Source organism: Chryseobacterium sp. SIMBA_028 (assembly GCF_046535285.1).
In the GTDB taxonomy this organism is placed as follows: domain Bacteria; phylum Bacteroidota; class Bacteroidia; order Flavobacteriales; family Weeksellaceae; genus Chryseobacterium.
Genome location: NZ_JAWRWZ010000016.1, coordinates 20,421 through 45,698 on the forward strand (window position 1 = coordinate 20,421; position 25,278 = coordinate 45,698).

The 25,278-nt window shown below is 35.4% G+C and carries 24 protein-coding genes; 17 read left to right on the plus strand and 7 right to left on the minus strand.

Features of this window, described 5'->3' with window-relative positions:
- The first annotated feature begins 1 nt into the window (after position 1).
- The 10 genes from SCA31_RS19190 to SCA31_RS19235 all read left to right on the plus strand — a co-directional run bounded on the left by SCA31_RS19190 (position 2) and on the right by SCA31_RS19235 (position 11,803).
- Positions 2–625 carry a hypothetical protein gene (locus tag SCA31_RS19190; protein ID WP_410698630.1) on the plus strand — a complete coding sequence of 208 codons (624 nt, stop codon included), beginning with the start codon at positions 2–4 and terminating at the stop codon, positions 623–625.
- 62 nt (positions 626–687) lie between these two features.
- Positions 688–1,407 carry a sensor histidine kinase gene (locus SCA31_RS19195; RefSeq protein WP_410698631.1) on the plus strand — a complete coding sequence of 240 codons (720 nt, stop codon included), beginning with the start codon at positions 688–690 and terminating at the stop codon, positions 1,405–1,407.
- On the plus strand, positions 1,376–2,053 hold the full coding sequence (locus tag SCA31_RS19200; protein ID WP_410698632.1) for a response regulator: 678 nt from the start codon (positions 1,376–1,378) through the stop codon (positions 2,051–2,053). The genes SCA31_RS19195 and SCA31_RS19200 overlap by 32 nt, the downstream gene beginning before the upstream one ends.
- 155 nt (positions 2,054–2,208) lie before the next feature.
- Positions 2,209–3,555, plus strand: coding sequence for a phospholipase effector Tle1 domain-containing protein (locus tag SCA31_RS19205; RefSeq protein WP_410698633.1), 1,347 nt, complete (start codon positions 2,209–2,211; stop codon positions 3,553–3,555).
- Between the two features lie 186 nt (positions 3,556–3,741).
- On the plus strand, positions 3,742–5,673 hold the full coding sequence (locus SCA31_RS19210; RefSeq protein WP_410698634.1) for an ABC-F family ATP-binding cassette domain-containing protein: 1,932 nt from the start codon (positions 3,742–3,744) through the stop codon (positions 5,671–5,673).
- A 144-nt stretch (positions 5,674–5,817) separates the two neighbouring features.
- Positions 5,818–6,174 carry a hypothetical protein gene (locus SCA31_RS19215; RefSeq protein ID WP_410698635.1) on the plus strand — a complete coding sequence of 119 codons (357 nt, stop codon included), beginning with the start codon at positions 5,818–5,820 and terminating at the stop codon, positions 6,172–6,174.
- Positions 6,175–6,437: 263 nt separating this feature from the next.
- Complete coding sequence (locus SCA31_RS19220; protein ID WP_410698636.1) at positions 6,438–8,822, plus strand: TonB-dependent receptor; 2,385 nt, start codon at positions 6,438–6,440, stop codon at positions 8,820–8,822.
- Positions 8,823–8,848: 26 nt separating this feature from the next.
- A complete protein-coding gene (locus tag SCA31_RS19225; protein ID WP_410698637.1) occupies positions 8,849–9,403 on the plus strand; it encodes a hypothetical protein in 555 nt (184 codons plus the stop codon).
- Positions 9,404–9,578: 175 nt separating this feature from the next.
- A complete protein-coding gene (locus tag SCA31_RS19230) occupies positions 9,579–10,913 on the plus strand; it encodes a trigger factor (RefSeq protein ID WP_410698638.1) in 1,335 nt (444 codons plus the stop codon).
- 203 nt (positions 10,914–11,116) lie between these two features.
- The gene (locus SCA31_RS19235; protein ID WP_410698639.1) at positions 11,117–11,803 is read left to right on the plus strand and encodes a hypothetical protein; all 687 of its coding nucleotides are present in this window, start codon (positions 11,117–11,119) and stop codon (positions 11,801–11,803) included.
- Between the two features lie 73 nt (positions 11,804–11,876).
- On the opposite strand, the gene SCA31_RS19240 is transcribed toward SCA31_RS19235, so the two are convergent.
- Both SCA31_RS19240 and SCA31_RS19245 read right to left on the minus strand, forming a co-directional pair.
- Complete coding sequence (locus SCA31_RS19240) at positions 11,877–12,461, minus strand: DUF3109 family protein (protein ID WP_410698640.1); 585 nt, start codon at positions 12,459–12,461, stop codon at positions 11,877–11,879.
- Between the two features lie 6 nt (positions 12,462–12,467).
- Positions 12,468–13,373: a DUF6427 family protein gene (locus tag SCA31_RS19245; RefSeq protein WP_410698641.1), complete on the minus strand. Its 906-nt coding sequence runs from the start codon at positions 13,371–13,373 to the stop codon at positions 12,468–12,470.
- A gap of 42 nt (positions 13,374–13,415) precedes the next feature.
- Here SCA31_RS19245 and SCA31_RS19250 point away from each other — a divergent pair, with 42 nt between their 5' ends.
- On the plus strand, positions 13,416–13,649 hold the full coding sequence (locus SCA31_RS19250) for a DUF6341 family protein (protein ID WP_076352687.1): 234 nt from the start codon (positions 13,416–13,418) through the stop codon (positions 13,647–13,649).
- Positions 13,650–13,732: 83 nt separating this feature from the next.
- On the opposite strand, the gene SCA31_RS19255 is transcribed toward SCA31_RS19250, so the two are convergent.
- From SCA31_RS19255 to SCA31_RS19275, 5 genes are all read right to left on the minus strand, one after another.
- Positions 13,733–14,170, minus strand: a complete 438-nt coding sequence (locus tag SCA31_RS19255) for a universal stress protein (protein WP_410698642.1) — start codon at positions 14,168–14,170, stop codon at positions 13,733–13,735.
- Positions 14,171–14,229: 59 nt separating this feature from the next.
- Positions 14,230–14,835, minus strand: coding sequence for a fumarylacetoacetate hydrolase family protein (locus SCA31_RS19260; RefSeq protein ID WP_410698643.1), 606 nt, complete (start codon positions 14,833–14,835; stop codon positions 14,230–14,232).
- Between the two features lie 106 nt (positions 14,836–14,941).
- On the minus strand, positions 14,942–15,340 hold the full coding sequence (locus SCA31_RS19265; RefSeq protein WP_410698644.1) for a putative signal transducing protein: 399 nt from the start codon (positions 15,338–15,340) through the stop codon (positions 14,942–14,944).
- A gap of 2 nt (positions 15,341–15,342) precedes the next feature.
- Entirely contained in the window at positions 15,343–16,107 is a 765-nt protein-coding gene (locus SCA31_RS19270) for an exonuclease domain-containing protein (protein ID WP_410698645.1), read from the minus strand.
- A gap of 84 nt (positions 16,108–16,191) precedes the next feature.
- Entirely contained in the window at positions 16,192–16,905 is a 714-nt protein-coding gene (locus SCA31_RS19275; RefSeq protein WP_410698646.1) for a CDP-alcohol phosphatidyltransferase family protein, read from the minus strand.
- A gap of 89 nt (positions 16,906–16,994) precedes the next feature.
- Here SCA31_RS19275 and SCA31_RS19280 point away from each other — a divergent pair, with 89 nt between their 5' ends.
- From SCA31_RS19280 to SCA31_RS19305, 6 genes are all read left to right on the plus strand, one after another.
- On the plus strand, positions 16,995–18,923 hold the full coding sequence (locus tag SCA31_RS19280; RefSeq protein ID WP_410698647.1) for an LTA synthase family protein: 1,929 nt from the start codon (positions 16,995–16,997) through the stop codon (positions 18,921–18,923).
- A gap of 198 nt (positions 18,924–19,121) precedes the next feature.
- Positions 19,122–19,541, plus strand: a complete 420-nt coding sequence (locus tag SCA31_RS19285) for a DUF2147 domain-containing protein (RefSeq protein ID WP_410698648.1) — start codon at positions 19,122–19,124, stop codon at positions 19,539–19,541.
- Between the two features lie 323 nt (positions 19,542–19,864).
- Positions 19,865–20,845: a pyruvate dehydrogenase complex E1 component subunit beta gene (locus tag SCA31_RS19290; protein WP_076352679.1), complete on the plus strand. Its 981-nt coding sequence runs from the start codon at positions 19,865–19,867 to the stop codon at positions 20,843–20,845.
- Between the two features lie 116 nt (positions 20,846–20,961).
- Positions 20,962–22,953, plus strand: a complete 1,992-nt coding sequence (locus SCA31_RS19295) for a KUP/HAK/KT family potassium transporter (RefSeq protein ID WP_410698649.1) — start codon at positions 20,962–20,964, stop codon at positions 22,951–22,953.
- A gap of 67 nt (positions 22,954–23,020) precedes the next feature.
- Positions 23,021–23,494 carry a Fur family transcriptional regulator gene (locus tag SCA31_RS19300; RefSeq protein WP_002976876.1) on the plus strand — a complete coding sequence of 158 codons (474 nt, stop codon included), beginning with the start codon at positions 23,021–23,023 and terminating at the stop codon, positions 23,492–23,494.
- A gap of 3 nt (positions 23,495–23,497) precedes the next feature.
- The gene (locus SCA31_RS19305) at positions 23,498–25,240 is read left to right on the plus strand and encodes an OstA-like protein (RefSeq protein ID WP_410698650.1); all 1,743 of its coding nucleotides are present in this window, start codon (positions 23,498–23,500) and stop codon (positions 25,238–25,240) included.
- Positions 25,241–25,278 lie beyond the last annotated feature (38 nt).

The window sequence follows — 25,278 nt, forward strand, 5'->3', positions numbered from 1 at the left end:
AATGGCAGAGCTTTATAAGACGATTTTATTCCTCAACTACGGATTGCTTCTGGCTGTAATACTGTTGGGAGCAGCTAAATACCGCATATTAAATCATAAGGAAAAGCAATATTTTCATTGTATTGCTTTTCTTTTTTTTATTGAGTTACTGAATCTTGTATTGCCTTATGTTTTCAGGCTCAATGATACGTCATTTCTTTATCCATTTTATATTGCAGGAGAGTTTTTCTTATGGTCGAGTTTATTCATAAGAAAACTGAACTGGCCAAAATATCTTCTCGCTCTGGTAGGAACACTGGCTGGCGGATTTATGATCTCAAAATATGGTTTTGATTATCCTGCCAATGCAGATATTGCAAAGGTGGTTTCAAATATCGTCATTATTTGTCTTTCAGGATTTACCCTGATTGGTGAGATTAAAAGCGGAACTGCCCAGAATCGTTTCCTTTTTGTGGATGCCAGTATTTTTTTCTATTATTCAGTGTCCGTATTTATTTTCATTGTTCAGCATCAGATCGCCAATCTTTCAGAAAGTGATTATTACATGCTTTTTAGTGCCAATAATATTCTTTCCAGTATTTTGTACTGTTCACTTTTATATACTTTCATCAAATTAAAGAAGTAACCTTAAATATTAACCTGTTGATCCTTATAATTGTTACCATAGCAATTATAGTATCTTTTATTATGTTAGCCTATAGAGCTTTTATAAGCAGGATTATTAAAGAAAAAAACACCCAGCATGAAGCTGAAGTTCGTCATCAGAAAAAATTAGTACTGGAGAACATCAAAGCCCAGGAAGAGGAAAGAAAAAGAATTGCAGTTATGATTCATGATGATATTGGAAACAGGCTCAATATTCTTTCCTTATGGCTTAATAACCTGGATACCCAAGGTGATGAGGTGATTAAAAAAAATATCTACGGCCAAATGTCTTCCCTGATTGATGCTGCCAGAAGTATTTCCCACTCACTATATCCTGTTAATCTTGAATCGGTGGGGCTGGTTTTATATGCAGAAGAACTCATTGCCAACCTTTCTCATAAGATTAATATTTCCCTGCAGGTAATGCCGGGATATGAAAAGAAAGATCTTTTTGTAGAAGTACAGTTGTACAGGATTATTCAGGAATTTACCACCAATGTCATCAAACATTCTGATGCTACAGACCTGTGGATCTACATCAAAGATTATCCACAAAATATGACTGTTGTTATTTCAGATAATGGACAGGGGTTTGAATATGAAGAGGTGAAAAAAGGAATGGGAATCAAGAATATTGAATCCAGAATTCAATCTATGAATGCCGTTCACAAATGGAAAAAAACTTTTTTAAATAAAGGAAGTCGTTTAATTGTAAAAATTCCAAAATATCATGAGTTCCCAAATCAAAATAGCACTGATTGATGATGAGCAGCTGATCCTTGAAGGGGTGAAAATGCTGCTGTCTAATGAAAAAAACATATCCGTTTGTCTTACCGCCGATAATGGTCCCGATTTTATAGAAGATCTGGAAAAACTTTCAACATCAGAATTTCCTGATATCGCCCTTGTGGATGTTCAGATGAAGCCCATGAACGGATTTGAGCTGGTGGAAATTCTCAAGGAAAAATATCCGGATCTTAAGATTATTATTCTTTCTTCTCATTATAAAACCTCCATTCTGGGGTATATGGTGAAGTTGGGAGTTTCTGCTTTCCTTCCCAAAAATTCAAATAAGAAAACGTTTATAGAGGCCATAACCATGGTTGATAAAAATGGAGTTTTCTTTACGGCTGAAGATCATCAGATGCTGTTTACCTATATGAACAGTACTGCCAAGAAAAATTCGCTTTTTGAAACAGAAGATGAACTGTCTGAAAGAGAAAAGGATGTTGTAAAACTGATTTGTCAGGAATTCACCAACAATGAAATAGGTGAAAAACTCTTTATAAGCCCAAGAACCGTGGAAAGCCACAGGCAGCGAATCCTCGAAAAGATTGGAGCCAAAAATACAGTGGGAATCGTAATTTACGCCATTGTCAACAATATTTACTCTCTTGAAAAAATATAATCTCATTCCGTAGAAATACGGAATTTTTTATTTGGTAATTTTCACTCTAGCTTAACCGATCTTTCTTCCGTTATTTTGAAATGTCTCTTTTAGGGATTTTAAGTAAAAAAAACATAAATGTACAGACAGTGTCTGTATTAAAAATTATTAAAATAATGAATGGCAGTAGAGTGATTTCCGTCGGAATTTTTTTTGACGGTACAGGAAACAACGGAGTAAATGCTCTTTCATCCAATAAACCGTTGAACAATAATGAAAGCTATCATGGTGCATTTACCAATATCTATAAATTATACAGATCATTTAACGGATATGAGAAAATATATATTGAGGGAATAGGAACTGTAACAGGAAAAGAAGATAGCAATTTTGCAATGGCAACATGTGCTAATCCTCCCTATGGAAATGGATATTCTTCTGATGATAAACTTCAGAAAGCTCATGACTTTGTGCAGAATATAATCAAAGAAGTTGGCTGCGAATATCACTTTTATTTATACGGATTCGGTAGAGGTGGAATGCTGGTAAGAACTTTTTGCAATCAATTCCTATCTCATTATTTTAATGAGAATATTAAGATAAAATTCATGGGGATTTTTGATGCAGTGGAATCTAAGCCATTTAATACCTACAATCTGAGTCTTTCTCATCGGGTGGAAAATGCACTTCACGTGTGTGCTTTGAATGAATGTAGATTTTTCTTCCCATTGACGGGCTTTTTTGGGGACTCAAGAGCTATGCAGGATCAGAAAATAGAGGGATATTCATCAGTCTGGAAAGAGATTTTTGTTCCCGGAGCACATGCAGACATTGGAGGCGGCTATTTGGAGGGACCTCAGTCAGTATATATTTCTACAGATTTTTTAAATATTGATCATCTGAAAGTCTATGTTGAAGAGATCAGAAATGCAAAAACAGATGCAGAAGGTAACAAAATATGGTATGCTTTACTTGCAGATTATAAAATGGAAGAAAGAACTATTTTATCCCAGGCTTATGTTTGCAGAGACAAGGTATACAACGAACTTTCAAAAGTATATGGAAAACTTATGCTTGAAGAAACCAATAGAATATCATCCGTTTTTAATCTGGATATCTATTTTGAAGTAGATTATAGCAGACACCCCATGCTTGAAAGTTTTTATACAGAATTGGAGACTTACATGAAAGATCTTTCACGGGAGAAGAAACCAATATACAACTATGATGGATTGGCTGACTATACTCATATTTCAGCAAATTTTGGTCTGTATGGCGACAACCGGTTGGGAAGATCAGAATATGAAATTAATGTTGAGCTGCTTAACAACGGATTGAACGTTTCAAGTAGTACCACAGTAGATCCGGGCAGTCAGAGAAGACTTTCTGTTGAACTTCATTTGCCTGAAGACAACTTTGTAGCAGATTTTTTATACGGAACCAGTGTTCCCAATAATGATATCTGGACCCGCTCCATTGTAAAAGCTCCGGCAATAAGAATATTAAATGAAATAAACCATTAACATAGTACTTCTCAGTTTTAAATTTAGGTTATTGGGGACATCAGGTAAGATGTCCCTTTTTGTTTTCAGGCAAGGTATAAAGATGCGATTATGGCTCCCGATTTTTTATTTCTGGGCTATTCATTTCTTTTTCCGTATTTTTGCGCTCGAAAATTCATTATTCATTATTAACCATTAATTTAAAAAATGCTTTCGGTTCAAGGTTTAGGATTACACCATTCAGGAAATTATTTATTTCAAAATGTAAATTTCACCATTAAAAAGGATGATAAGGTTGGTCTCGTAGGAAAAAATGGTGCGGGAAAATCCACTTTATTGAAAATGCTGTCCAAAGAAATTAATTTCTTCGAAGGAGAAGTTGTAACTGAAGGAAGCGTTACAATTGGTTTTCTGAAACAAGATCTTGATTTTGTAAAAGGAAGAACTGTTTGGGCTGAAACAATGCAGGCCTTTGAGCAAATTAATGCTTGGAAAAATGAGCTAGAGGAAGTCAATCATCAAATGACTGTAAGAACCGACTATGAAAGCGATTCTTATACAGACTTGATTAACAAAATGACCGAGCTGAATGATCTTTTAATGAACCATGATGCCTACAATCTTGAAGGTGATATGGAAAAAGTATTGTTTGGTCTTGGATTTAAGGCTGATGATTTCCAAAAAATTACCGATGAATTTTCAGGAGGATGGAGAATGAGAATCGAATTGGCAAAATTACTTCTTCAAAAGAATGATATTATGCTTCTCGATGAGCCTACCAACCACTTGGACATGGAATCCATCATCTGGCTAGAGAACTTCTTGAAAGACTATCCCGGAGCAATTGTTCTGGTAAGTCACGATAAACAGTTTATGACAGCTGTTTGTAATAGAACGTTTGATATCAATAATAAAAAAGTTGACGATTACAAAGCCAACTATACAAAATATCTTGTGATGCGAGAAGATCGCCGTGAAAAACTGATTCAGGCTAAAAAGAATCAGGATGCGGAGATCAAGCAGATGGAAGATAACATCAATAAATTCCGTGCAAGTGCTACAAAGGCATCTTTCGCTCAATCATTGATTAAAAAGCTAGACAAAATTGAACGTATCGAAGTTGATAACGAAGACGTTTCAAAATTCAATATCCGTTTCGTACAATCTATGGTTCCCGGAAAAATTATTTTCGAAGCGGAACATTTAGGAAAAGCTTACGGTAAAAAACAAATTTTTGATGATGTAGATTTCATCGTTCAAAGAGGAGACAGAATTGCTCTTTTAGGACAAAACGGACAAGGAAAAACTACGCTTGCTAAGATCTTAGCAGGCGATATTCAGGATTATTCAGGTTCTTGGAATCTTGGACATAATGTAAACATCGGGTATTTTGCCCAAAATCAGGAAGAGGTTTTAACCCCTAACAAAACTGTTTTAGAAGAGGCTGAAGATGCTGCTACAGAAGAAACAAGACCTAGAGTAAGAGACTTATTAGGATCTTTCCTATTCCAGGGAGATGCCGTTTCTAAGAAGACAAAAGTGCTTTCCGGAGGTGAAAGGAACCGTTTGGCCCTTTGTAAACTGTTGCTACGTCCTTTCAATACGTTGATTATGGATGAGCCTACCAACCACTTGGATATTCAGTCTAAGGAGATTATTAAGTTGGCTCTACAGAATTTTGAAGGTACATTGATCGTAATTTCTCACGACAGAGAATTCCTTCAGGGACTTTGTGATAAGATCTACGAATTCCGTGATGGAAATATGAAAGAATTCCTTGGTGATATTAATGAGTATCTTGAATATAGACAAAAGGAAACAATCAGAGAGATTTCTGCAGAAAAAGCTAAACTTCATCAGGAAGAAGTAAAGGTAGAAACTAAAAAAGTTGAAGAGAAGCCTGTTGTTAGTAACAGCCAGACATCTGGTATTGTAAGTAAGGAACAGAAGAATATTCAAAATAAAATCAAGAAAGTAGAAGAGAAAATTTCTGAACTTGAAACGAAAATTGAAGAAATGGAAGCTTCCTTTACCAAGGAAAACCCTTCTGATGAAACTTTAGAAAAGTATAATACTGCTAAAGAAGACTTGGATGCTGCTTTGCAGGAATGGGAATATCTGGGAACTCAACTTGATTAAGCTAAAATATAAATGCTTCATAAAAATTATGAAGCATTTTTTTGTAACAATAGATAAATTGTTTCGACATATTATCTGTAAATCATAAAAGTAATTTAATAGAAGTTTAGTCTGAAAATTAAATTATTTTCCTAATTTTGAAAAATGATTTTTAAAGAAAGCAGAAACTTAAAGAGTTTTATCTCCAGACTATTGTTTGGAGTGTACTTCCTCGCACTGCTTTCTCAAAGCTTTCACCATCATGATTCTGTAGACTATTTTAAGGCTTTTAATCTTAAAAAGGTTGAGAATTCCATGACGAAGGCTGTTGCTAAAGAGAAAGCTGGCGACTGTCTGGCCTGCCACTTTTTGGTTACCGGACATACATTGGCTCCTGAAGAATTAAGCTTTACCTTTGAGCATTACACGCACGAAGTAAAGCAAATTATTGCCATTCAGGAAAAAATTTGGTCTCAGACCAAATTCACTTTTCAGCTTCGGGGACCGCCCGCAGTTGCCTAATCAATCAATTCTTATTGGGTTTATAGCTCTGGACTTTAGAGTTCAAGGTATATGTTCTGGGCTTAAAGTTTAATATTTTAGGTCGTTGAAAGATCGTTAATCGTTTGTAATGGGAAATTATAATTGTAAAAAAACGCCCTATTACTAGCTTTTGCCATTAATGCATTTTACAATCTACATTGTACAATGAAATAAACCCATCCAACAAATTTTAACGAAAAATGTACCTTTATTAAAAGAGGTACGCAATCCATCTATTTACAATGAAATTGATATATTGCCTGCTACTGATCTTTTGTGGATCAGTATTCACGAGTGCACAACAAACTTACACCGTACAAGGAACCGTTCAGGATTTTCATGATAAGACCATGCTGGAAAATGCGATGGTGAAAATCGGAAACCTTACAGTGAAAACAGATAAAAAAGGGAAATTTTCCTTTGATAAGATTCCTGCAGGAAAGTATACACTCATTGCCAAACATCCTGATTGCAATGATTATACTGAAAATATAGGAGTTGATAAGGATCTTCATATTACCATTATTTTAGAACACCATACAGGTGATATAGAAACCATTACTTTACACGGAGGCCATAAAAATAAAGGCTCTGTAGTAATGAAAACACTGGATAAAGCAGAACTAGAGAGGAATTCTACAGAGAATCTAGGAAATATCCTTTCCAAAATTTCGGGAGTTGCCGTGTTGAAGACAGGGAATAATATTACAAAACCTGTTATTCATGGTCTTTATGGGAGCCGTATTTCTATTATGAATAATGGAGTGAAGCTGGCAGAACAGGAATGGGGTGCAGAGCATGCTCCCAACGTAGATGTCAATGACTTTGAACATATAGATGTTATCAAAGGGGCATCCGCGTTGAAATATGGGAATGATGGAGTAGCGGGAGTTGTACTTCTGGAACCCGCAATTCCACCAAAGAAAGATACTTTGATGGGAAATGTAAAGCTTTCAGGGATTTCTAACGGAAGAGGAGGTGAGATTTCAGCGAATGTGCTTAAATCCTGGGAGAATGAATGGTTTGTAAAAGCAGGCGGAAGCTATAAAAAGCTGGGTGATATTTATATTCCACATCATACTCTTCAGAATACAGGAGCGGAGGTGAATTCATTCAACTTTTCTTTCGGAAAGCACGGGTTTATGCAGGGATTTGATATTTCCTATAGCGGAATCAATCAGGACTTTGGGATTTATAAAGGGGCACACCTGGGAAACAGCTATGATATCTACAGAGCCATGAACTTCGGACAACCCTATTTTCTGGATGATTTCAGCTATGATATAGGGTATCCCAAGCAGAATGTAGAGCATCATATTGCGAAGTTTTCTGCCTATAAACGTTTTGCTGACTTTGGGAAAATTACTTTCCAATACAGTTTTCAGTTGAACAAACGTAAGGAATATGATATCAGAAAAGGAGATTTGAAAGACACTCCTTCTATGGATTTGAGGCTGATTACCCATTCGGCAAGCCTTACTCATCTTATTGAACGTTCAAACTGGAGCCTTGAAAGCGGGATTTCAGCAGGTTTTCAGGATAACTATCCTAATCCGGCAACCGAGGTTAGACGTCTGATTCCAGATTATTACCGCTATGATGCAGGAGCCTTTTCTATCTTTAAATATACTTTCTCTCCAAAACTGAACGCAGAAGCCGGAGTGAGATATGATTTTAGCAGATATGATTCTTACAAATATTATGATGCCAAGGAGTGGAATGAAAAATATGCGAATGCTTTTCCTCAGTTTTACATAAAACAGAGTGGAAGCAGAGTGCTTTCTCGTCCTATTTTTGATTATCATAATTTTTCAGCAAATATTGGCCTGAATTATAAACCTTCCAAAGATTTCGATGTTAAGTTTAACTTTTCAAGAATGAGCAGAACTCCGAATCCGGCAGAGTTATTTGCTGACGGACTTCACCATTCTGCAGCCATTATTGAAAAAGGAGATTTAAGAATCAAAAAGGAAGAAATTTATAATGCCAATCTTTCTCTGACATGGCGTTTCGATGTTTTGAAAGGTCTGCAGGTGGAAGCCAATCCGTATATTATATTTTCTGACAGCTTCATCAATCAAATGCCGATAGAAATCCAGAATACAAGCAGAGGAACCTTTGCTGTTTGGGCTTATCAGCAAGTGAAAGCCAGAATGTACGGGATAGATGCAGATGCACAGCTTACAATTTCAGATAATCTAAAATGGACAACAAGTTTCAGTGCATTAAGAGGAGATGATTTAACAAAAAATGAACCTCTTATCCTAATGATGCCTATGAACCTTAGAAATTCATTGGAGCTCAGTCTGAATAAACCCTCTCACTTCTACATCAGACTGGAAAATGAAAATGTGTTCAAGCAGAATCGTTTCCCAATCAGAGATCAGCCTGTGCAGTTTATTGAGGATGGAGAATTGGTAACCAAAATAATAGATTACAGTACTCCTCCTGCCTCGTTTTCAATATTTCACGCATCGATAGGTGCGGACCTATTCAAAAATATGAATCTGAATTTCAGAATCAACAATATTTTTAACAAAGAGTATAAGGAGTATCTCAACAGATTGAGATACTATATGCCGGAACCGGGAAGAAATTTTGTGGTTACTCTTAAATACAATTTCTAACAATTAATATTAAAAATTAAATTAAAATGAAAAAATTATTCAACATATCACTTTTATTATTCGCTGCTGTACTATTATTCTCATGTCGTAACGGGAACGATGACATCCCTGAAGATATTCATGAGCATGAAGAAATTGGAAAAGTTGTGGTAACTCTTATCAATAAAGCCAATGGCGAAAAACAAACCGTGAATGTTATAGACGGGCAAACGGGTGATCATCTTCACCTTAATCAGGGAGCAACTTATGCTGTAGATGTTGATTTTCAAATTAAGCACGATGATCATTATCACAGTGCTGAGGAAATTATAGAAGAAAAAGATATGCACTTTGTAGTTTATAAGTTCTCAGGAGCAGATATAAAAGTAAAAAGAGCAGCTGATGATATCGTAAGAACTGATGGTAAAAAATTAGGAATTAAAACAGAATGGACTGTAGCCACTGCAGCAGCCGGTAAAGTGAACATTACACTGGTACATGGCCCTACTTCTGTAAATGATAATTCTCCATCTGCAGATAACCAATTGGGAAGCACTGTAGGAGGTGAAAGCGATGTAGATCTATTTATTGATTTTCATTAATTAAAAAGAAAACCTTTCGAAGAAAAGGACTTATATCTTTTCATATTAAATTTGGTTAACCACTGATTTTTTCAGTGGTTTTTTTATTTAACAATATTTGGCTGTATTAGTTGATTTTAAATGGGTATTTGTCATAAAAAATTCCTATTTTTGCAACCTAAAATTTTAATCAATAATGAAGGTTACCGCACAAAACCATGATGATGTAAGTGCATTGCTTACAGTGACATTGGAAAAATCTGACTACAAAGAAAAAGTAGAGAAGCAGTTGATTAATTATGCTAAAAATGCGCAAGTTCCTGGATTCAGAAAAGGGAAAGTGCCTTTGAGTATGGTTAAAAAACAATATGAAGCAGGTATTGCATTTGAAGAAATTAACAAACAAGTTTCTGATGCTTTGAACAATTATGTTAACGAAAACAAGTTAAGATTAGTTGGTCAGCCAGTTCCTCAGCCAGTAAACGAGTTCGATTACAACGCTGATCAGTTAGAAGTTGCTTTCGAAGTAGGATATGAGCCTGCATTTACTATAGATTTAGCTAAATATGAAGCACCTCACTACAAAGTAGAAGCTTCTGAAAAAGAAATCACAAAGAGCATTGAAAACATGCAGAAGCGTTTCGCTGAGCAAGTTCCTCAAGATAAAATCACTAAAGATTCTTACATTGCTTTAGAAGTTTCTCAAGTAGTTGAAGAAGATGCTGAAGGAGAGCACCACCACCACCCAAAGAACGTTACTGTTACCGCTGACAACAAGGAGGCTTTCAAACTAGTAAAGGCTTTGAAAATGGACGGGTCTGTAAAAGTTACTAAGGAAACTCTTGCAGGTGATGAAGAATTAGCTAAGGAATTAGGATTCAGCAAAGAAGAAGTAGAGCACCTACACCACAATGAGGTAGAAGTAAAAGTAAAAGACTTCTATTCATTAAACTTAGCTGAGCTTAATCAAGACTTATTCGACAAAGTATACGGAGAAGGAAACATTAACTCTGAAGATGAGCTTAAGGAAAAAGTAAAAATTGAATTAGACGAGTACTTCCAACAAAATGCTGATGTTCACTTCGTGAATAAAGTATTGGAGCAAGTAACTGAAAAAGAAGAAGTGGCACTTCCTGAAACTTTCCTTGTAAAATGGTTAATGTTCTCTAACCAGAACATCCAGTCTGAAGAGCAAGCTAAAGAAATCCTTGAAGCTGAGAAAAACCAATTGAGATACCAGATCATCGAAGGAAAATTGATGACTGATAACGAAATTAACCTTGACTACGCGGATGTATTGGCGCAGGCTGAGCAGTTAGTGAAAAATCAATTGGCAATCTACGGAATTCACCACCTAGGTGAGGAGGAGATCCAAAAGTATGCTGTTGAAATGTTGAAAGACCAAGAGCAGGTAAGACAAATTTCTTCTGAAGTAGCTATGGCTAAATTGAAGGATGTTATCCTTGAAAAATCTAGCAAAAAAGAAACTAAAATTTCTCACGACGAATTTTTAGAAGAGCTTAAGAAATAATTATATACCGATATAAATATTTGAAAACCGTCAATTTTTTGGCGGTTTTTTTATTTTAACTTAGAAAAAACCTATCTTTCAATTTTACATTTCTTCATATGCTTTATCCCATCAGCCCACTACGTATTGCTTATATTCATTACTCATTATTTTAAGTATGTCATCCAATATTCCTATATTTACCCTTTAAACTTATTACATATATGAAAAAGATCATCATTCCATTTTTCTGTGCCGTACTTTTTTCTGTGCCGGCAGCAGCTCAGAAGAAAGATGCCGCTTCTGCTAAAACAGAGGCTGTACAATCAAAGCTAACGGCTAAAGATGTATTGGATAACTATTTCAAAGCATTGGGTGGAAAAGATAAATTAGAAGCTGTAAAATCCATGATTACTGATAACACGATGAGTGCGCAGGGAATGGAAATTACAATGACAACAAGAAAATTAGGCAATAAATTTAAGTCTGTACAGTCACTTATGGGACAGCAGATGGTTCAGCTTTTTGATGGCGAAAAAGGATACTTTGACCAGTTGGGAAAGAAAACAGATATTCCTGCAGATAAGATTGCTGAATTGAAAAAAGGAAAACCAGTAGACGCATTGGCTTTTGAAGGGGCTAATTTTCAAAATGTAACGGTGGAAAAACTGGATGGTAAAGATTATAATTTACTTTCTTCAGATAAAGGAAAATTTTATTTTGATGCGGATACAGGTCTTTTGTATAAAACAATGGCAGGAGAGGGGAATATAACTGTAAAAAGTTATATGACGGTAGACGGATTGAAGTTTCCAGCTGAAGTAGACGCTGAGGGAGGCGGACAAAAAGTAAACATCAAGACTACTAAAATTGTGATCAATTCTGGGGTTACAGATGCAGATTTTAAATAGAGAATCTAATACATTATAAATACAAAAGCCGGACATTTTCCGGCTTTTGTATTTGTCAAAGGTTTATAAATTATTATGAACCATATTCTTTCTTCCACTCATCAGCTGCTCCGCTTAGAACAGTGTAGAATTCTTCACCATACTTTCTTATCAATGGTGTTTTTAGAAACTTGTAAACAGGTACCTGAAGTTCTTTTCCAAGAGTACAGGCGTCGCTGCATACATTCCATTCATGATAATTTAAAGCCGTAAATGCAGAATATTCTGTAACCCTGATAGGGTAGAGGTGACATGAGATTGGTTTCTGCCAGTCTACAGCACCATCTTCATAGGCTTTTTCAATACCACATTTAGTAATTCCTTTTTCATCAAAGGTTACATAGGCACATTCGCGATTCTCCACCATAGGAGTAACATACATTCCGTCGTGTGGATCGGTAGTCCATGTTCCTTGCTCTTCAAGGGCTTTTACCCCTTCCTGGGTAAGATAGGGCTTTATTTTATCAAAAATACCGTCCAGTATTTCAAGCTCATTTTTATCCAAAGGAGCTCCTACATCTCCTTCCACACAACATGCCCCCTTACATTTTGTAAGGTTGCAAACAAATTCTTCGGAAAAGATTTCCTCAGAAATCAATTTATCGTCTATCTGAATCATAATTTTTTAAAATAAATCAAAAACTGTACCTGCTTTAAAGGCAAATAAACTTATAATAATAAGCCATAGGCAAGCCTCCTGCATCCAGTATTTAGGTAAAAATCTCATCATTCTGCTTAAGATAATACTGGATGGAAATGCTAAAAGAAGTAAATATTCGTAGCTTTTATTCATATACAGAATGATGGTAATAAGCTGGGCTGCGGAGAAAACCAGCAGAAAAGTATATTTATATCTGCTTATCGGGCTTTTCTTGTTATAGTTTTTAAAGTGGTCATATACTGCATAGATGAGCATTATAACCACAGGAATCAGAGGTACAAGTTCAGTATAATCGGTTACGGGCTTCATTTTTCCAAACGGAAAATAATCTATGTCCCACGAAGTAAACTGAACAAAATACATGACAGAAAAATAACTGAATATAATCAGAACAATTCCTAAAAGAAACCTGAAAAGGTTTAATCCTATTTTGGCAGAGGTTGCAATGACATGGATAATTACAAAAAGAGCCAAGGGCCAGGTGGTGGGAAGAAAAATAAAGGTCAGGGCAATAATGGCTCCTACCAACACATACGATTTTTTCCTTACATCTTCATCTGCACTGGTAAGAAGAAGGATGAGAAAGGAATTGGTAAGCAATGAAACAGCTATTCCTATATCCAAATTTCCCGGATATAACCCGAAAATAAAAATAGTATATAGAAATAAAGGCAGATGGGTCTGATAATTGAGAGCAATACTGTGAAAACAAAAATATCCTAAAGCAATTCCCAGAAAAGTAATTCCGGCAACAATTGCTTCATAAGTGTTGAAATTCAGTATGTTAAATATTATTACTACTAAAAGAAGAAAACCAATATAAACAGGAATTGAAAAAATATTGCTTTCTTTTGAAAGTAATTTAAACATTTTTTATAAATTTGTACAAAGTTAATTTAAAAAAGGAAAATAATGACGTCTTTCTTTCTATTCTTAAGCAAAGTTTTCAAATGGACTTTCGGTTTCTTTGATGCTTTTGGAAATGTTTTAAACTGGATTCTATTTATAGTTTGCTGTGTACTGTTTACTTATTGGTGCTATGTGCTGGTAGTTACACTAGGAGGCGATAAAGACAAAGACTATTATTCTCCAACGGAAGGTAAGAATCCTTACTACGATCCAAAAATCTACAAAAAAGAAGGTTAATTAATTGGTTATATAGTAAAAAACCGATCAAATAATTTATTTGATCGGTTTTTTTATTACTAACGATTAAAAATTTCTTTTACTTAGTCGTGGATGGGAAGTACCAGAACAGGGATGTTTGAGCTTTTAGTAAGCCCTTTCGTTAAGCTTCCTACAAATACATCATAAATTCCACTTCTTCCGTGAGATCCCATTACGATGTAATCAGCATTTTTTGCTTTGGCATATTCCAGAATAATGTCTTTAGCCAGTCCTTGTTTTAAAAGATGCTCGCAATCAATATCATGCGCGATGATTCTTTGTTCAATTTTGTTAAGCTGTACCAGCTCTTCCCTGATTTCATTCGCTTCCACTTCCGGGAAATACTGAAACCCCATATCACCGATGGCAAAGCCAATATCTGATGGTGCTACATGGATGAGATAAATTTTACCATTAAGTTGTTTTGCAAATTTTATGGCGCCATCTACCAATTGGTCAGTTTTGTCCCCAAAATCTACGGGTAATACAATGTTTATCATAACCTTTCATTTTGTTACCTAAAGATATGAAAAATTTGCCAAACTTTATGTTAATTAACTTATAATATTCGGATATCAAGGATTTTTTCGTCTTCAAGATAAGCCTCAAGAATATCATTTTCTTCTACCTTTCCAACTCCTTTTGGTGTTCCCGTATAAATAAGGTCACCCACTCTTAAGGTAAAGTACTGAGAAGCAAAAGCAATGATATCATCAAAATGAAATAACATATCCTTTGTATTACCATCCTGAACTTTCTCTTTATTCTTTAAAAGAGAGAAGGGCAGGCTTTCCAGGTTGTAGTTCTCTTTCTTAAAGAAATTTCCTACCACTGCAGAGCCATCAAAGCCTTTGGCAAGCTCCCAAGGAAGTCCTTTAGACTTCAGCTCACTCTGAAGATCTCGGGCCGTAAAATCGATTCCCAGGCTGATTTCTTCGTAATGCTTATGAGCCGTTTCCTTTTGAATATATTTCCCTCCTTTTGAAATTTTTAAAACCACTTCCAGTTCATAGTGGATGTCATTTGTAAATTCAGGAATATAAAAATCACTTCCCTTTAAAACCGCAGTATCCGGCTTCATAAAAATAACAGGGTTCTCCGGAATTTCGTTTCCTAATTCTTTAGCGTGTTCGCTGTAATTTCTTCCAATACAGATGATTTTCATAATTCTTTTTTATTTATTTTCTTCGAATCCCATTACAGGGAGCAAAGGAATCTGTTATTTAATAATAAAACTGCTTGTAAATCTGAAATATATAATTTTTTATGTTTTAATGGGTAAACTCATTTCCACAGTAATAACATATAAACTTATGACTCGTTAAAAATGATATTCCAAAAAAGCTGGTTGCCTTATCATCCCTGTAAATATGATTGGAATCACATTTTGGGCATAAAAAATCAAATTCAGGATCTTCAATGGTATGCTCTACTTCTAACGAATACTGTTCATTATCCTTATAATCCTGAAGAACCTGAGTGGCTTTTTCCAGATCATCCTCAAAAACCTGAAGCTGAATTCCGCCCACAGCTTGTGATAGCAACCAGTCTGATTGAATAAGCTGCTCATTGGCTATAAAACTGTTAATGCCGTTTTCAGCCAATATTTGTTTATCCCTATTGGCTTCAAGGGCAGTTTCATAAAACTTAAAACGAATCAGATCAGACATAATTAAAATTTACTTGACAGTTGTATTTTTGTAAAAACTTTCTTAGTGTATAAAGGGAAGTCAGCATTCTGAAGCCATCCGAAATACCCAAGATCCTTTTGGAAGACAGCTTTTACCCCTTGTCCTTTATACTTTCCGAAATTGAAAACTTCCTCCATTTTTTCATTGTAACCAATAAATCCGGCTAGGTCTGCATTCTTGTTATGGAATGTAAACTCGCTTAACGGAGCAATTTCCTTCGGAATATCATCGTATTTTCCTACCTGAGCGTCCAAAACCTCAAAGGTTGCCATTACGTCTGCTTCTGCAGAATGTGCATTTTCAAGAGTTTTCCCACAATAAAACTGGTAAGCGGCTCCAAGATTTCTAGGTTCCTTTTTATGGAAGATCGTTTGTGCATCCACCAGTTTGAATTTACTAAGATCAAAATCCATTCCTACTCTTAATAACTCTTCAGCCAAAAGCGGAACATCAAATCTGTTGGAATTGAAGCCTCCAAGGTCGGTACCTGTAATCATTTCCATGACTTTAGAAGCAATATCTCTAAATGTAGGGGCGTCTTTTATGTCCTCGTCATAAATTCCGTGAATTTCACTGCTTTCTCTTGGAATCAGCATTTCCGGGTTAACACGCCATGTTTTGCTTTCTCTGGATGCATCAGGATTTACCTTTAGGATACAGATCTCAACGATTCTGTCTTTTCCGATGTTGGTTCCTGTAGTTTCCAGGTCAAAAATACAAAGTGGTTTATGGAGTTTTAAGTTCATGTTGCTCATTAATGATTTGAAAATGTGTTAATTGTAAAGGGAGGTATACATTCGTTTTGTATCCTCATATAAGTTTTTTAACTTTTATTTTAGTTGTCCTTGAAAAACAAGTGATACCAATATATAATAGATGACAAGCATTGGAATTCCTACCACTTGGAAAAAAGCAAGAATTGCAATTCCGCCTACCAGTAATATTACTTTTGGATAATTGTCTTTCAGTTGCTTGGATTTGAATTTCATTGCCATCATCTTTATTGGGCTAATCAGAAGCCATGAAGTAAGAAGTGTTAGTAAAATCAGCAGCAATTCGTTTTCAAATAAAAAGCTGAAGGTTCCTGTTTCTTTAAAGGCGTAATATAAACCAAACAGTAAAACGGTATTGGTAGGAGTATTTAATCCTTTGAAATAATATCTCTGTTCCTCGTCAAGGTTAAAAATGGCAAGTCTTAAGCAAGAGAAAGTAGTTACCAATAATCCTATATATTTGATCTCAAATGGAAAATGGAACCCAAGAAGCTCAGTCCCAAATGGTTCAAGTGCTTTATACATGGTGAGTCCCGGGATCAATCCAAAGCTTACCATATCCGCAAGGGAATCAAGCTGAAGCCCCAGATTGGAGTTTGATTTTACGGCTCTGGCTACAAACCCGTCAAAGAAATCGAAGATGGAGGAGAGGATAAGGCATATTGCCGTTGTTTGATAGTCTCCTAAAATAAGATGTATTGCACCCACACAGCCTGCAAATAAATTAGCCAGGGTCAAGGCATTGGCCAGATTATTCTTTATAAAATCCATAACCACAAAATTACAGTTTTTAAAAATTCAAACTCAAAATAATCTGCACTAAAAAATGCAATAAAGTGATTTTGGTGTAAATTTGCCCCATGAAATTTTTAAAAGGATTTAGAAAACAGGAAGTTCTGGCATTGCTTTACAGAATTTTTTTAGCCTATGCTTTTTATCAGATTGCAAGACTTTTATTTTGGTTTTTTAATAAAGACCTGATCAAGGTAGATTCTGTTTCAGACTATCTAAAGCTTGCCTACCATGGTACAGCATTCGATACCACAGCAATTTTGTACGTTAATGCATTATTTATACTGCTCAGTCTTCTTCCGCTGGTTATCAATACGAAAAAAGTATTTCAGAAAGTTCTTTTCTGGCTTTATTTTATTACAAACGGACTGGCGTATGCTATGAACTTTGGAGATTTTATTTATTATAAATTCTCTCAGGCCAGATTGACATCTGCTGTATTTCAGGTGGCAGAACACGAGTCCAATGTTTCCCAAACGCTCATGATCTCGATCGGGCAACATCCTTTTGTGCTGATTTGGTTTATTATTTTAATGGGATTATGGGTTTTCCTTTATAAAAGAGTAAAGGTTGAAGAGGCAAAGCCTGCAAGACTATTGCCATACTTTCTTTCTTCCATTGTTACTTTATGTATTACTGCTGTATTGGTTGTAGGAGGAATCAGAGGAGACTTTAAGCATAGTACAAGGCCAATTAATATGGTAGATGCCACGCGATTTGTAGCAAATCCATTACAGGGAAATCTGGTTCTCAACAGTACTTTCTCATTTTTTAGAACCCTAAATACCAATAATTTTAAGGAAGTTCACTTTGTGGATGAAAAGTATATTGAAGACAATGTGCAGCCTTATAAAGTATATGACAGAAAGATAGAAAACCGCCCCAATATTGTTATTTTTATTGTAGAATCATTTGGTAGAGAGTATTCCGGCGCTTTTAATAAGGATAAGAATATTAAAGACTATGTTTCCTATACCCCTTTTATGGATAGTCTGGCTACCCAAAGTCTTATTTTTCCTAATACATTTGCAAACGGAAGACAGTCTATTCATGGGATGAGCAGTGTATTGGCAGGAATTCCGAGTCTTACCGATGCGTTTACAGGATCACCATATTCTAATCAGAAAATACAATCAATAGTTTCTGTATGTAATGATCTTGGCTATGATACTTCTTTTTATCATGGAGCACCCAATGGATCTATGGGGTTTCTTGGTTTTGGAAATATCCTTGGATTTAAACATTATTTTGGAAAAACAGAATACAATCATGATGAAGACTTTGACGGAATGTGGGCCATCTGGGATGAACCCTTCCTGCAGTATTTTGCTAAAAACGTTGGAAAAAAGCAACCTTTCATGACAACGGTATTCACTGCCTCTTCTCACCACCCTTTTAAAATTCCTGAAAAATATAAAGGAAAATTCAAAAAAGGACCATTGGAAATGCATGAGCCAATACAGTATACCGATTACTCCATTAAAAAGTATTTTGAAACTGCTAAAAAACAACCTTGGTTTAATAATACCATCTTTGTATTTACCGGAGATCATACCAACCAGATTTATTATCCTGAATATGAAAAGGCAATGAATCGTTTCGCTGTTCCATTGGTTTTCTATTCTCCAAATCCTGAATATAAGCTTAAAGGAGAAAATCAGGAAATAGCCCAACAAATAGATATCTATCCAACATTAGCTGATCTTATTGGCTACAACAAACCTATCAGAAGCTGGGGAAGAAGTTTGGTAAGTGATAAAAAGTATACGCCTATTATGATGAATTCAGATGGAAATACAGAGCAGTTTATCATTGGAGACTACATTTATCGCTTTGATGGAAAAGAAATCATAGGGGTTTATGATAAAACGGATCTAGGTTTTGAAAAAAATCTGATAGATCAGCTTAAAACTCCTGAGGTGGAAAAAGGGAAGAAGATTGCTAAGGCATGGTATCAGGATTATATGAACAGAGTAATCAATAGAAAGCTGTACTAGGAGTAAACAGAACAAAGAGAAAGGCCGTAAAGGCAAAGAATTTTGATGTGGAAATTTTACAGTTTCACTATTTTATCTTTTCTCTATTGTATCTCTTTATGCTTTGTATAATAAAAGTTTTTGTTTGTTGAAAATTAATTTATATTTTTATCAATACGTAGATAAGAATATTATATTAAAATTAAAACTATAAGAAATATGAAAAAATTAATGTTAACATTTGCACTTTCTTTATTTAGTGTACTTACGTTTGCACAGATAGAAGGCAAATGGAAGACGATAGATGATGAAACAAAGCAGGCGAAGTCTATTGTAGAGATTTTTAAAAAATCAGATGGAAAATACTATGGAAAAGTTTCCCAATTGTTGATAAAACCTGCTGATCCTAACTGTTCAGCTTGTAAAGATGACAGAAAGGGTAAGCCAATTGTAGGTTTGGAGATCATCAGAGGATTGAAAAAAGAGGGTGATGAGTTTACCGGAGGAACTATTACAGATCCAAAAACGGGTAAAACTTATAAATGTACTGTTACAAAAAGCGGAGATAAGCTAAATGTAAGAGGCTATCTGGGATTATCATTATTAGGTAGAACCCAGGTTTGGGAGAGAGCTAATTAATATAAGTTTAAATAGAATTTTAAGACGGCATTTCAGAAATGAAATGTCGTTTTTTGTGGTAATAAACTCTACCAGAAATCTTAGTGCTTATAAATGAAATCTTCACTTTAAACATAATAAACAGAAATGGAAGATTGCGAACAACGGAATCTAATAAAAATTTTGTGTGACCTTAGAAAAAACTACAAAAAACTAGGCTGTCACGAGGAAAAACCTTTTTAAATAAAATTAATATTGAGGCTTTCCATTTAAATGAGATGCCTTTTTTGTTATGTTAGTAATAAAAAAACACTATTTTTGTAGTCTAAATTTTTCAAATAAATATGGCAGAATATACTTTTCGTGAGGTAATTGCACAAGCAATGAGCGAGGAAATGCGTAAAGACGAATCCATCTTTTTAATGGGGGAGGAAGTTGCAGAATACAATGGTGCGTATAAAGCTTCAAAAGGAATGTTGGATGAATTTGGTTCTAAAAGAGTAATCGATACACCCATTGCTGAACTTGGTTTTACAGGAATTGCTGTAGGAGCTGCGATGAATGGTAACAGACCAATTGTAGAGTATATGACGTTCAATTTCTCATTGGTAGGTATTGATCAGATTATTAATAACGCAGCGAAAATCCGTCAGATGAGTGGAGGTCAGTGGAACTGTCCTATCGTTTTCAGAGGACCTACTGCTTCTGCAGGACAATTGGGAGCTACTCACTCTCAGGCTTTCGAAAACTGGTTTGCAAATGTTCCTGGTCTTAAAGTAATCGTTCCTTCGAACCCTTACGATGCAAAAGGATTGTTGAAAACAGCTATTCAGGATAATGACCCGGTTATTTTCATGGAATCTGAGCAGATGTATGGAGATAAAATGGAAATTCCTGAAGAAGAATACTATTTACCAATAGGAAAAGCAGAAATTAAGAAAGAAGGTACAGACGTTACTTTGGTTTCTTTCGGTAAAATCATGAAGCTGGCTATTCAGGCTGCTGAAGATATGGCTAAAGAAGGAATCTCTGTAGAAGTTATCGATCTTAGAACAATTCGTCCACTGGATTTTGATACGATTTTAGAATCTGTAAAGAAAACAAATAGATTAGTTATCTTAGAAGAAGCTTGGCCATTCGGTTCAATATCTTCTGAAATTACATACATGGTACAGCAAAAAGCATTCGATTATTTAGATGCTCCAATTAAGAGAATTACTACTCCTGATGCGCCTGCACCTTATTCTTCTGCATTATTTGCAGAGTGGTTCCCTAAGCTTGAAAAAGTAAAAGAGGAAATTAAAAAAGCGATGTACGTTAAATAGTAATAGAGAAAAACTTCCGAAAGGAAGTTTTTTCATTTATTATATTCATGAAGAAAAGTTCTTGGGGTCATAAAATTGATATAAATTTGCGCTTTTAAAAAAATAAATTGGCTGATATGGCAGAAGTTACAGAAGGCGGTCATCACTTTGACCTAAAGAAGCTTTCATTTGTAGGCGTTATAGTATCTCTCGGGATCGTTTTCGGAGATATTGGTACATCACCGCTTTACGTAATGAAAGCGATTGTGAACGCAAGGAAAGACGGCGCTACCATGCCATTTGATGAATACATTGAGGGAGCATTATCCTGTATCATCTGGACATTGACGCTTCAGACAACCCTGAAATATGTTATCATTGCATTAAGAGCAGATAACAAGGGTGAAGGAGGGATTCTTGCCTTGTATTCCCTGGTAAAGAAACTCAAAAAGAAATGGCTGTATATAGTCGCCATTATAGGGGCCTCCACACTAGTGGCAGATAGTGTGATTACGCCATCCTTAACGGTGATGTCTGCTATTGAGGGGCTTAAAATATACAACCCCGAAACCCCGGTAGTACTTATTACATTAGTTATTCTGTTTATCGTTTTTGTGGTTCAGCAATTCGGAACAGCCTCTATTGGTAAGTTTTTTGGACCGGTAATGGTCACCTGGTTCCTTGTTTTAGGAATTTCTGGATCAATGCATATTTTTGATCATATTGAAATTATCAGAGCATTCAACCCAATGTATGCGTATAACCTGATTACGCATTCATCCAGTGCCATTGTGATCATGGGAGCTGTTTTCCTGTGTACAACGGGAGCAGAGGCCCTTTATTCCGATCTGGGACACTGTGGAGCAAAGAATATCAGAATCAGTTGGATTTTTGTTAAACTAATGCTTATCCTAAACTATTTAGGGCAGGGGTCGTGGCTATTGGATAATTATCATCAGGTACATAACGGAGTAAACCCTTTCTTTGGAATTATGCCGGAATGGGCTGTTTTACCAAGTGTAATACTGGCTACAGCAGCTGCAATCATTGCCAGCCAGGCGGTAATTACAGGTTCATTTACCATGTTTTCAGAAGCAATGTCTATTTCTTTCTGGCCCAATCAACACATTGAATATCCATCAGGGATCAAAGGACAAATGTATATTCCTAGAATTAACTGGGGATTAATGGCTTTCTGTTTTGTAGTGGTTGTATTTTTCCAGAAATCAGAACATATGGAAGCGGCATATGGACTTACGATTACCATCACCATGTTGATGACAACCATTCTTCTTTTATACTGGCTGAGCCGTACAAGAGTAAATAAGATCTTCATTGCAGGTTTTGCAGTCGTTTACCTGTTCCTAGAATCAGGATTCTTCTATGCAAATGTAATTAAGTTTGTAGACGGAGGATGGCTGACAATGGTATTAGGTGGATTTATTGCAGTATGTATGTACGCCTGGTATAATGGAAGACTTATTAAAGCTAACTTTATCCAGTATGTAAAGATTGATAAGTATATTTCTATTCTTAAAGATATGAAGCTGGATGAAACAATTCCAAAATATGCGACCAACCTGGCTTACCTGAGCAGAGCAAAAAGAAATGATGAGGTAGAATCTAAAATTATTTATTCCATCATTAAAAAACAACCGAAAAGAGCAGATCATTACTTTATCCTGAGCATTGTTAATCAGGAAGATCCATACACATTCAAATATACGGTAGATGAAATTTTGCCTGGAACAGTTTATAAAATTAACTTCCTTTTAGGATTTAAGGTAGACCGAAGAATTAATGATTATTTCAATATGGTTTTGAAAGATCTTATGGCTGACGGAACCATCCCGTCAAGAAGCAGTCACCCATCCTTAAGAGCTCATAATATACCACCGGATTTGAAGTATGTAATCATAGATAACACCTATATCAACGATATCCTTTTAACTGTTAAACAGAAGATTACCCTGAATATTTACAACTTTGTGAAGTATATTGGAAGTGACGACTTTAAAGCTTGGGGAGTGTCTTCTCACAACGTAGAAGTAGAATCTGCACCTATTACAGAACTTACGGTATATGATAATAAGATTGAACAGTCCGGTTACTTCCGTCATAACTCTTAGGCTCAGGAACATTTAACCATACTATCTATTTAAATAAAAATCGATAAATTTGTAGATAATTTTTTTAATGGATACAATACAAAAAGAAAAAAATATAGCTTTAATCAAGGATGTTTTAAGAAACTACTTATTAGAAAAAGGGTTTAGAAACACACCTGAAAGATATACGATATTAGAAGAAATTTATAATATGGATCATCACTTCAATGTAGATGATCTGTATCTTCTGATGATGCAGAAAAAATATCATGTTTCTAAGGCTACTATTTATAATACTATTGAAATTTTCCTTGATGCAGGCCTTATACGTAAGCATCAGTTTGGAGAAAAGACCTTGACTTCTTCATCCTATGAAAAGTCTTATTTTGATAAGCAGCATGACCACTTGGTAATCTACAAAAAAGATTCTGATAAGGAAATTGAAGAAATTATTGAATTCTGTGACCCAAGAATCCAAGGAATCAAAGAAGCTATTGAAGAAGCATTTGGCGTAAAAATTGATTCTCATTCGCTGTATTTTTATGGCACTAAGAATGACTAATTAATGAGAATAATCTTTTTTCTGTTACTCTTTATTTCTACGCTCAGCTTTGCGCAGGAGAAAACTCCGGTGAAGAGAGATCCTTATTTGCAGACTCCATCACCGGCTCAACCCAAGCAGCTGAAACCTGAAAATAAAGTAAAGATCATCCATGCAGATGAGATGAGCAAAAACCCTGAAAAATATGAGGGGAATCAATATCTTACAGGGAATGTTCAGATTGAACATCAAGGCTCCGTCCTTACAGCAGATGAAGTTATCATATACAATGAAGAAAACTTTGTAAAAGCCATAGGCAATACAAGGCTTCAGAATGCTGATGGCTCTGTAATTACTGCCGGTGAGATGGAATATGACGGTAATACCCAAAAAGGTGTTGCCCGGAAAAATGTTGTCCTTACAGATCCCAAGCAAACCATTAAAACAGATATTCTGTATTATGATAAGCTTAATAATCAAGCCTATTTTAATACTGGTGGTACCATCTCGGACAGTCAGGGTAATGTAATGTATACAAAATCTGCTACCTATTTTCTGACCACTAAAATGATTGATTTTGTAGGAAATGTGAAAATAGATAATGCTCAATACATCATTGAGGGAGCGAATATTAAACAGAATCAGAATACTAAAGTTGCCGAATTTTTTGGACCTACCACCATTACCAATCGTGCTAATCCCAAAAATAGAGTATACACCGAAAGAGGAACTTATAGAATGGAAACTAAGGAAGCTTTCCTTAACAAAAATTCCAAGATCTTTTATAATGACAAAATCCTTACCGGTGATGATATGTACTACAATCAACTTTCCGGGTTTGGAAAAGCGACAGGAAATGTGACTTTGGATGATCCTAAGGAAAGAAGATACATAAAAGGAGGATATGGAGAAATCTTCGAAAAGAAAGATTCTTCAATGATGACGAAGAATCCGTATGCTGTGAAGATCATGGAAAAAGATTCCATTTACTTTGCCTCAGAAAAAATCATCTCCTATCAAAAACCGGATTCATCAGATATCAAAATAAAGAAAAGCTATTTAAGAGCCTATAAAAAAGCAAGAATTTTCAAGTCCAATGCACAGGGAAGAGCTGACTCTATCGCTTTCAATGAGACAGATGGGATCATGCATATGTATACAAATCCAATTTTGTGGAGTGGTGAAAAGCAGGTAACCGGAGATAAGGTAGAGGCTTACTTTAATACAAAAACCGAAAATATAGACTCACTAAAAGTCATTGGAAATGCCTTTGCTATCAGTAAGGTAGATTCCCTAACCCTGAAAGATGAATTTAATCAGGTGAAAGGAAAGTTTATGACGGTGTATTATGAGAATAATGATATAAAAGAAGCAAGGGTAGTAGGAAATGCACAGGCAATTGCCTATGTAGATGATGTAGATAAGGAAACCCAAAAACCGGAAAGAATAGGTATAACACTTTCTGCCTGCGGAATTATTGGTGCCTTATTTGAAGAAAGAGGACTGCAGATCATTTCTTGTAGCATTGGAGCAACTTCAGATACCTATCCTATGAGTAAAATAGAGCCTGCAAGAAGGAAATTCCCGGATTTTAACTGGAATACAAAAGACAGGATCAGGAAATGGCAGGATATATTAGTAGATAGTCCAAACTATGAGGAAATCAAGTATTCCTCAGACAATGAACTCTACGACCAGGCACAGGATGTCATAGAAAAGGAAAAAGCTAAAGAAGAAGCTAAGAAACCAAAGAGAGTAAGAAAATAATATACAACCGCTTTATTTATTAAGGCGGTTTTTTTATT